This window comes from Streptomyces sp. SID486, assembly GCF_009865385.1.
Lineage (GTDB): Bacteria > Actinomycetota > Actinomycetes > Streptomycetales > Streptomycetaceae > Streptomyces.
Genome location: NZ_WWJT01000614.1, coordinates 1 through 5,652, shown reverse-complemented (window position 1 = coordinate 5,652; position 5,652 = coordinate 1). Strand labels below are relative to the sequence as shown.

Here is a 5,652-nt window from a genome sequence, read left to right as displayed (position 1 = left end):
CGAGCGGACGACGAGGCTCGAACTCGCGACCTCAACCTTGGCAAGGTTGCGCTCTACCAACTGAGCTACGTCCGCTTGTCGTTTCGGTCCGCTTCCGCGTCCCGGCGACGTGTTGAACTCTAGCGGATTCCCGGGCCAGCACAAAAACGCGTTTGCGCAGCGTGCTGCGGTACGCCCGGCGGACCGGGTGCTCGGGGCCCCCTCGGGGACATCCCGAGGTCGCTCCCCGGACACCCGACCTAGACTCGACCACGTGCTCCACCACCCTCCTCTCGCCCGCTTCGGCGACCGCGTCGCCACCGGGCTCCTCGACGTCACCAGCGATCCGGCCGCCCTGGACTCCACCGGCTTCTGGGCCGTCTGCGCGGACTTCGAGGGCCGCCTGACCTGCGCGCGCTTCGCGGACGTACGGACGGAGCCGGTGCCCGCGCCGGTGCCCGGCGGATGGCGGGGGCCGGAGCCGGGGGAGTGGACCTCCTCCCTGGACAGGGCCGCGTACACGGAGGCCGTCCGCCGCATCCGCGCGCACATCGCGGCCGGCGAGGTCTACCAGGCCAACCTCTGCCGGGTGCTCAGCGCGCCGGTCGGGCCCGGCGCCGACGTGGACGCCCTGACCGCCCTGCTCGCCCGGGGCAACCCCGCGCCGTACGCCGGGACGATCCGGCTGCCGGTGCACGGCGTGGAGATCGCCACCGCCTCGCCCGAGCTGTTCCTGCGCCGCGACGGCAGGACGGTCGAGTCGGGACCGATCAAGGGCACCGGGCGCACCGAGGCGGACCTCCTGGAGAAGGACTACGCCGAGAACGTGATGATCGTGGACCTGGTCCGCAACGACCTCGGGCGTGTCTGCACCACCGGCAGCGTGACCGTCCCCGACCTGTGCGCCGTGGAGAAGCACCCGGGCCTCGTCCATCTCGTCTCCACCGTGCGCGGACACCTGCGTGAGGGAGCCGGCTGGCCGCAGCTGCTGGCCGCCGCCTTCCCGCCCGGCTCGGTCACCGGTGCCCCCAAGTCGAGCGCCCTGAGGATCATCGACGCGCTGGAGACGGCGCCGCGCGGCCCCTACTGCGGCGGTATCGGCTGGGTGGACGCCGACCGGGGCGCCGCCGGCCTGGCCGTGGGCATCCGCACCTTCTGGATCGACCGCTCCGCCGGGGGCGCGGCGACGCTGCGCTTCGGCACCGGCGCCGGCATCACCTGGGGGAGCGACCCGGAGGGTGAGTGGCGGGAGACCGAGCTGAAGGCGTCCCGGCTGCTCGCGATAGCGTCGGGGACGTACGAGGAGACCGAGGGAGCGCTCACATGAGGATCTGGCTGGACGGCGGGCTGCGGGACGTGGAATCCGCCCGGGTCTCCGTCCTCGACCACGGGCTGACGGTCGGGGACGGCGTCTTCGAGACCGTCAAGGCGGCCCACGGCGAGCCGTTCGCGCTCACCCGGCACCTCGACCGGCTGACCCGCTCGGCCCGCGGCCTCGGCCTGCCCGACCCCGACCACGACGAGGTGCGCCGCGCCTGCGCGGCCGTGCTCACCGCCAACCCGATGGCGCTGGGCCGGCTGCGGATCACCTACACCGGCGGCCACGGACCGCTCGGCTCCGACCGCGGCCGACACGGCCCCACCCTCGTGGTCGCCCTCGGTGAAACCACCCGCCGCCCGGACACGACCGCGGTCGTCACCGTCCCCTGGACGCGCAACGAACGCGGCGTCCTCGCGGGCGTGAAGAGCACCTCGTACGCCGAGAACGTCGTCGCTCTGGCCCGGGCCCACCGGCTCGGCGCCTCGGAGGCGCTGTTCGGCAACACGGTCGGACAGCTCTGCGAGGGCACCGGGTCGAACGTCTTCGTCGTCCTGGACGGCGAGATTCACACCCCGCCGGTCGCCTCCGGCTGTCTGCCCGGCATCACCCGGGCCCTGGTCGTCGAATGGACCGGCGCGCACGAGACCGACCTGCCGCTGGACGTGCTCGACCGCGCCGACGAGGTCTTCCTGACCTCCACGCTGCGGGACGTGCAGGCCGTGCACCGGATCGACGACCGCGAACTGCCCGGCACCCAGGGCCCGGTGACCGCCAAGGCCATGCGCGTCTTCGACGAGCGGGCCGGGCAGGACCTCGATCCCTGACCAGGGGACGGGGACGGGGACGGTGTCCGGGGTGGGGACGGTGTCCGGGACGGGGATGGTGTCCGGGACGGGGATGGTGTCCGGGGTGGGGACGGTGTCCGGGGCGGGTGCGGAAAATGGGCTGACGCGCCCGGTCGCCGTGGGTAGAACTCCTGTGATGACCACGACCCTGCGGCCGGCCGAGCCGCTCCAGAAGCACTCCGACGGGACCCGTTCCCGGCGCTTCGCGGTGTGCGTGAACAGCCGTCCTGTCGGGGAGCTCCGCCTCGGCACCTCGCTGAACCTCGGCGACTCGGCGGCCCGCGTCCTCGACGTGCAAATCGCCGAGCCCGACCGGCGGCGCGGCCGCGGCACGGTGGCACTGCTCGCCGCGGAGGAGGTGGCCCGCGACTGGGGCTGCGTCCTGATGGAGACGGTGGTGCCCGTCGCGGCGACCGCCGCCCTGCGCCTGTTCGCCACCCTCGGCTACACCGAGCGCAACCGCGGCATGGAGAAGCGCCTCGGCGCCGCCCCGCCCGCCCTGCCGCCGGACCGCCACGCGCGGCCCATGACCGCCGCCGAGTTCGACGCCTGGCAGGAGGCGGAGAGCGAGCGGTACGCGCGCACGTGGATCGACCGGGGCATACCGGAGGCCGCGGCCCGCGCCAAGGCCCGCGACGACCACGCGCGGCTGCTGCCGCGGGGACTCGGCACCGACGGCATGCTCTTCAGCGTGCTGGAGCACGAGGGCGGCCGGGTGGGCACCCTGTGGGTCGCCCTGGAGGAGGCCCGGGCCTACGTGTTCGACGTGGAGACCGACCCGGCACACCGCGGCCGGGGCCACGGCCGCGCGCTCATGCTGGTGGCGGAGCGCCAGGCGATCGAGGCCGGCCGGCCGGTCCTCGGCCTGAACGTGTTCGCGGGCAACACCCCCGCCGAGCGGCTGTACGCGTCGCTCGGGTACGAGACGGTGACCCACTCCCTGAGCAAGCCCCTGCTCTAGCCGAGTCCGGGCTCCGCCTCAGACGTCCCCGCCCTGCCCGGCCGTGACCTCAGGTGTCCCGGTGGCGCTGCCCGGTCGTGGCCTCAGGCATCCCGGTCCTCACGGCCGTGCGTTCCGGTGTCCCGGTCCTCCCGGCTGTGCCTTCAGGTGTCCTGGTCCTGCCCGGCCGTGTCTTCCGGCGTCCCGGTGGCGCTGCCCGGTCGTGGCCTCAGGCATCCCGGTCCTCCCCGTCGTGCCTTCAGGTGTCCCGGTGGCGCTGCCCGCTCGTGGCCTCAGGCGTCCCGGTCCTCCCGGTCGGCCGCCAGCCGGTCCACGATCTCCTCGATGCGCTCGCGCAGCCCCTCCTGGCTCTTGCCGCCGTCGAGGCGTTCGCCGCCGATGACGTACGTCGGGGTGCCCGTCACGCCGATCGCCTTGCCCTCGGCCTGGTCGGCGTCGACCACCAGGATGTGCCGGCCGTCGATCAGCGCGGTGTCGAACTCCTCGGCGTCCAGGCCGAGTTCGCCGGCAACCTCGACCAGGAAGGGCTCTCCGCGGGTGTCCAGCTCCGCCACCCGCTCCAGCACGGCCTCCACGTACGGCCAGCCCTTCCCCTGCTCCAGCGCCTCCTCGGCGGCCTGGGCCGCGGCGAAGGCGTGCTTGTGCTTCTCCAGCGGGAAGTGCCGCAGCCGCACCTCCAGCCGGTCGCCGTAGCGGGCACGCAGGGCGCGGACGTCGTCCAGGGCGGTACGGCAGTCCGGGCACTGCAGTTCGCACCAGACGTCGAGGACGAGGGCATCGGCGCGGTCGGGGGAGGAGTCGCTCATGCCCTCCAGTCTTCCAGGCCGGGCGCGGGCGACCCAACCGGGACCTCGGCGTACGGTGCTCCCGCCGGCGACGGCACTCCAGGAGGGGACGACCCGGAGATCTCCCTGATGTGCCCCGGGGAGCGTGGCCTCGCGGGGAGGCGAAGGTGCACGATGGAGGCGACGGATCGAGCCCGCCAGGAGGACCGGATGATCGCCGAGACAGTCTGTTCAGCCGTGTCCGCGGCGGGCCTGGGTATCGCGGTGGTCACGGCCTACCGCAAGCGTTTCCTGACGGCGGCCCGCCTCGCCGCCTACTCGCTCGTGCCGGTCGGCCTGGTGATGACCGGAGTCGTCGGCTGGCTCGCCGACACCGCCCTGAGCCCCACCGCCTGGGCGGGCTTCGGGGTGCTGGGCGCGGCCTGGCTCCTGTTCGCCGGGACGCGTGCCGTCGAGCGCCGGCGCGGGGCCGGCGGGCGGACGGAGCCCGGCGCGGTGGCGCCCGCGGCCTCGGCGCCCTCCCTGGGCGGAACGTCACGTCCCGCCGCCGGGACCCCGGGCGCGGCGCCCCGGGCCGACGGTTCGGCGGAGGACTTCAGCGACATCGAGGCCATCCTCAAGAAGCACGGCATATGACAGTCACATGACTGACCGAAACGACACACTGCGTCCGCCGGCGTCCGGAATCGGTCACCAGCCGAACGAGACCTCGCGGTATTCGGCGATCTCCCGCAAGCTCCGGGTGGGGTGATCGCGGTCGAGGCACCGGGTAGGCCATGATCTGCCGCGAGATGCTGGACACGACACAGAGCGAGGCCGCGCCGCCGAAGGACGAGCCGCGCGGGTGCCTCTTCGCCCTTTCCCAGCCACCGTTGATGATCTTCCTAGCGGTGATCGGGTGTCTGCTCCTCATGGCTGCGCTGCACGACCTGCTGTTGCTGTGAGCCGTACACGTCCGTCCCGGCGCCACCCGCCGGGGCCGACGTCGCACCGGGTGCCGTCCGCTCTCAGCCGGCCGCTTCCTTGCGCCGGGCCCGGTAGGCGGCGACGTGCAGGCGGTTTCCGCAGGTGCGGCTGTCGCAGTAGCGGCGGGAGCGGTTGCGGGACAGGTCCACGAAGGCGCGCCGGCAGTCCGGTGCCTCGCAGCGCCGCAGTCGCTCCTGCTCCCCGGCCACCACGAAGAAGGCCAGCGCCATCCCGCAGTCGGCGGCGAGGTGGTCGGCCACGGAGGCACCCGGCGCGAAGTAGTGCACATGCCAGTCGTAGCCGTCGTGGTCCGTGAGGCGGGGGGTGGTGCCCGCGGCGGCGATCAGCTCGTTGATCAGCATGGCGGCGGACCGGGGGTCCGGGGCGGCGAAGATCGACGCGAACCGCCCCCTGACCCTGCGCACCGCCGAGAGGTCGAACTCCGACAGCACCCCGACGTCGCTGATCTGGTGGTTTCGTACGAAGTCCGCGAGAGCTCCGACGTCGGGAAGTCCGTCCGCCGCCGCCTCGTCCTCCGGCGCGGAGTTCACCAGATCCACCACGGTGTCGAGGGCGCACCTGGTGTCGTGGGTGATCAGCACGTTTCGCTCCCTGGCCTGGGGGTCGGGCGGGCGCCCGCCGATGCTGGCCGATGGTAGCGACAACCGCGCCGGCCGTACCCGTCCTTGCCCGCCCCGCTCGCCGGTGGAACGACCCCGCGCCCCGCGGGGTTCCCGGGCCGCCGCCCGCGGCGGGCCGCACGAGGGGCCGCGCGCCCGGCAAGGCACGCACCGC

7 protein-coding genes and 1 tRNA gene are annotated in these 5,652 nt (G+C 73.8%); 5 read left to right on the top strand and 3 right to left on the bottom strand.

What is annotated here, in order from left to right:
- Positions 1–2: 2 nt before the first annotated feature.
- A tRNA-Gly gene (locus tag GT045_RS28760) sits at positions 3–75 on the bottom strand.
- 178 nt (positions 76–253) lie between these two features.
- Here GT045_RS28760 and GT045_RS28755 point away from each other — a divergent pair.
- The 3 genes from GT045_RS28755 to GT045_RS28745 all read left to right on the top strand — a co-directional run bounded on the left by GT045_RS28755 (position 254) and on the right by GT045_RS28745 (position 3,106).
- Positions 254–1,306, top strand: coding sequence for a chorismate-binding protein (locus GT045_RS28755; RefSeq protein WP_161335970.1), 1,053 nt, complete (start codon positions 254–256; stop codon positions 1,304–1,306).
- Positions 1,303–2,124, top strand: coding sequence for an aminodeoxychorismate lyase (locus GT045_RS28750; protein WP_161335969.1), 822 nt, complete (start codon positions 1,303–1,305; stop codon positions 2,122–2,124). The genes GT045_RS28755 and GT045_RS28750 overlap by 4 nt, the downstream gene beginning before the upstream one ends.
- Before the next feature lie 157 nt (positions 2,125–2,281).
- Positions 2,282–3,106 carry a GNAT family N-acetyltransferase gene (locus GT045_RS28745; protein WP_161335968.1) on the top strand — a complete coding sequence of 275 codons (825 nt, stop codon included), beginning with the start codon at positions 2,282–2,284 and terminating at the stop codon, positions 3,104–3,106.
- A 272-nt stretch (positions 3,107–3,378) separates the two neighbouring features.
- Here the strand turns inward: GT045_RS28745 and GT045_RS28740 are convergent, their stop codons facing one another.
- On the bottom strand, positions 3,379–3,912 hold the full coding sequence (locus tag GT045_RS28740) for a DsbA family protein (protein ID WP_161335967.1): 534 nt from the start codon (positions 3,910–3,912) through the stop codon (positions 3,379–3,381).
- 189 nt (positions 3,913–4,101) lie between these two features.
- Here GT045_RS28740 and GT045_RS28735 point away from each other — a divergent pair, with 189 nt between their 5' ends.
- Both GT045_RS28735 and GT045_RS39130 read left to right on the top strand, forming a co-directional pair.
- On the top strand, positions 4,102–4,527 hold the full coding sequence (locus tag GT045_RS28735) for a hypothetical protein (protein ID WP_161335966.1): 426 nt from the start codon (positions 4,102–4,104) through the stop codon (positions 4,525–4,527).
- A gap of 155 nt (positions 4,528–4,682) precedes the next feature.
- Positions 4,683–4,835, top strand: coding sequence for a hypothetical protein (locus GT045_RS39130; RefSeq protein WP_167345734.1), 153 nt, complete (start codon positions 4,683–4,685; stop codon positions 4,833–4,835).
- A gap of 63 nt (positions 4,836–4,898) precedes the next feature.
- Here the strand turns inward: GT045_RS39130 and GT045_RS28730 are convergent, their stop codons facing one another.
- Complete coding sequence (locus GT045_RS28730; RefSeq protein ID WP_161293676.1) at positions 4,899–5,459, bottom strand: CGNR zinc finger domain-containing protein; 561 nt, start codon at positions 5,457–5,459, stop codon at positions 4,899–4,901.
- Positions 5,460–5,652: the final 193 nt, after the last annotated feature.